The sequence below is a fragment of the Saccharomonospora halophila 8 genome, from assembly GCF_000383775.1.
In the GTDB taxonomy this organism is placed as follows: domain Bacteria; phylum Actinomycetota; class Actinomycetes; order Mycobacteriales; family Pseudonocardiaceae; genus Saccharomonospora; species Saccharomonospora halophila.
Window position 1 is genome coordinate 1 of the sequence record NZ_KB912475.1, and the last position, 2,952, is coordinate 2,952.

Annotated in this window: 3 protein-coding genes and 1 pseudogene; 3 read left to right on the forward strand and 1 reads right to left on the reverse strand. The window is 73.7% G+C overall.

From position 1 onward, the window contains the following. The 3 genes from sucB to lipB all read left to right on the forward strand — a co-directional run. Positions 1–811 (forward strand): 2-oxoglutarate dehydrogenase, E2 component, dihydrolipoamide succinyltransferase (gene sucB / locus SACHA_RS0100275; protein WP_019806254.1); only part of this gene is annotated, 811 nt, incomplete at its 5' end. A 111-nt stretch (positions 812–922) separates the two neighbouring features. Continuing rightward, positions 923–1,816, forward strand: coding sequence for a TIGR01777 family oxidoreductase (locus SACHA_RS0100280; protein WP_019806256.1), 894 nt, complete (start codon positions 923–925; stop codon positions 1,814–1,816). Positions 1,817–1,890: 74 nt separating this feature from the next. Further along, entirely contained in the window at positions 1,891–2,634 is a 744-nt protein-coding gene (gene lipB / locus SACHA_RS19515) for a lipoyl(octanoyl) transferase LipB (RefSeq protein WP_039737409.1), read from the forward strand. Positions 2,635–2,670: 36 nt separating this feature from the next. Here lipB and SACHA_RS0100290 read toward each other — a convergent pair. Next, positions 2,671–2,952 (reverse strand): annotated as a pseudogene (locus tag SACHA_RS0100290) (LLM class F420-dependent oxidoreductase); the annotation flags it as partial.

Sequence of the window (2,952 nt, forward strand, 5' to 3'; positions counted from 1 at the left end):
GCAGCAGGCCGCGCCCCCGCAGGCCCGGCCGTCGGCGCCGACCGAGCCGGACCGGGCCGTGGCGGTGTCCGACTCGGAGAAGGCGGCACTGCGCGGCACGGTGCAGAAGGCCAGCCGGATCCGGCAGATCACGGCCGAGAAGACCCGGGAGTCACTGCAGGTCTCCGCGCAGCTCACCCAGGTCCACGAGGTCGACGTCACCCGGATCGCCCAGCTGCGTGCCCGGGCGAAGGAGGCATTCCGGGAGCGGGAGGGCGTCGGCCTGACGTTCCTGCCGTTCTTCGCCAAGGCCACGGTCGAGGCGCTCAAGCAGCACCCGAACGTCAACGCCTCCTACAACGAGGAGACGAAGGAGATCACCTACCACGGTGCGGTGCATCTCGGCGTGGCCGTGGACACCGAGCGTGGACTGCTGTCGGTGGTCATCCACGACGCCGGGGAGCTCAGTCTGGCGGGTCTGGCCCACCGGATCGCCGACCTGGCGCAGCGTGCCCGCACCAACAAGGTGACCCCGGACGAGCTGACCGGCGGGACGTTCACCATCACCAACATCGGCAGCAACGGCGCCCTGTTCGACACGCCGATCATCGTGCAGCCGCAGTCCGGGATGCTCGGCACCGGCGCGGTGGTCAAGCGGCCGGTCGTGGTCACCGACACCGAGGGCAACGACACGATCTCCATCCGCTCGATGGCGTACCTGCCGTTGACCTACGACCACCGGCTGATCGACGGGGCCGACGCGGGCCGCTTCCTGACCACGATCCGGCAGCGCCTGGAGGAGGGCCACTTCGAGGACGAGCTGGGCCTGTGACCGTTCGTCCCGGGGCGGCGGCCCCCGGCCGCTGATCCGCCGTCACCCGACACGGGGCGTTCACCACCGTCGGTGGACGCCCCGTCGTCGTTCGACGTCTAGAGTGGCTCCATGCGCGTTCTCGTGGCCGGTTCCAGCGGACTGATCGGTGGTGCGCTCCGCACCCGGTTGACCGGGGCCGGACACGAGGTCCGGCGGCTGGTGCGCAGGCGGCCCGGCCGTCCCGACGAGCACGGCTGGGACCCCCCGTCCGGCCGGATCGACGAGGGCGCGTTCGACGGGGTCGACGCGGTGGTCAACCTGTGCGGTGCGCCGCTGGCCTCCGGCCGGTGGAGCGCGGCCCGCAAGCAGCTGCTCGCCGACTCGCGGATCGAGCCCACCGAGGTGCTCGCCGAGGCCGTGGCCGAGCACGGGGTGCCGACCCTGGTCAACGCCTCCGGGATCAACTACTACGGCGACACCGGCGGGACCGGGGTGGACGAGTCCGCCCCGATCGGTGCCGGCTTTCTGGCCCGGCTGTGCGGCCGGTGGGAGGCGGCGACCGAGCAGGCCCGACGGGCCGGGGCCCGCGTGGTGCTGCTGCGGACGGCGCCGGTGCTCACGGCCGAGGGCGGGCTGCTCGGACCGCTGCTGCCGTTGTTCCGGTTCGGGCTCGGCGGACGGCTCGGCGACGGCAGGCAGTACCTACCGTGGATCAGCCTGCCGGACGAGGTGTCGGCCATCCGGTTCGTCCTGGAGCACGCCGAGGTGGCGGGCCCGGTGAACCTGACGGCACCGACGCCGGTGACGAACGCGGAGTTCACCCGTGCCCTGGGTCGGGCGCTGGGCAGGCCGGCGCCGTGGCGGGTTCCGGGCGTCGCGCTGAAGGCCGCGCTCGGTGAGGCCGCCGACGAGATGCTGCTCACCGGCCCCAGGGCCCTGCCCGGGGTACTGTCCGCGGCCGGGTTCGACTTCCGGTACCCGGATCTGGACGGTGCGCTGGCCGAGGTGACCCGCGCGGGGTGACCCGGGAACGGCCGGGACGGCCGGGACACAGCGGCGTTGCCTTTCCCGCCCGCGCCCGGCGTAACCTCGGCGTCGTGAGTGAGAACCCCAACCTCTCCTGCCGCGCGGCGAGCGGCCCCGTCGACGTCCGCGAGCTCGGCACCATCGACTACCTCCAGGCGTGGGAGCGGCAACGGCAGCTGGCCGAGGCCCGCGCCGACGGCTCCGCGCCGGACACGTTCCTGCTGCTGGAGCACCCGTCGGTGTACACGGCGGGCAAGCGCACCCTCCCGGAGGACCGGCCGACCGACGGCACCCCGGTGATCGACGTGGACCGGGGCGGGCGGATCACCTGGCACGGGCCGGGGCAGCTGGTCGGGTATCCGATCGTCAAGCTGGCCGACCCGGTCGACGTGGTGCACTACGTCCGGCGCATCGAGGAGGCGCTGATCGAGGTGTGCGCGACGTTCGGCGTGCACACCGGCCGGGTCGAGGGCCGCAGCGGGGTGTGGTTGCCCGCCGACGGCCGCGGGGTCGAGCGCAAGATCGCCGCCGTCGGCATCCGGGTGCAGCGCGGCGTCACCATGCACGGCTTCGAGTTGAACTGCGACGCCGACCTCGGCTCGTTCGACCGGATCGTGCCGTGCGGGATCAGCGACGCCGGGACCACGTCACTGTCCGCCGAGCTCGGCAGGGACGTTCCGGTGGCGGAGGCGTTGCCGCTCGCACGGGACGCCGTGCTGGCCGCCCTGGAGGGCGACCTTCCCGTCCGCGACGACCGCTGGCTGACCCGGGACGGGGTTACAACCCCCGACGACGCGTTCGCGCCGCGCGGGTGACCTCCCCGCACCCGCGCACGCCGCACCGGGTGCGGCTCACCCGAGCTGCGGTGCGACCTCCGAGGCGATCAGCTCCAGGTGCGCCGGGTCGGACAGGTCGAGCACCTGCAGGTACAGCCGGGTGATACCGGTCTCCTCCCGCCAGCGGCCGATCGTGTCCACCGCCTCCGCCGGGGTGCCCGCCACGCCGTTCGCCCGCAGTTCGTCGACGTCCCGCCCGATGGCCTCCGCCCGGCGGGTGAGTTCGGCGTCGTCCTTGCCGACCGCCACGACCTGGGCGGCCGACCGGGTGATCGCCGCCGGGTCCCGGCCCGCGGC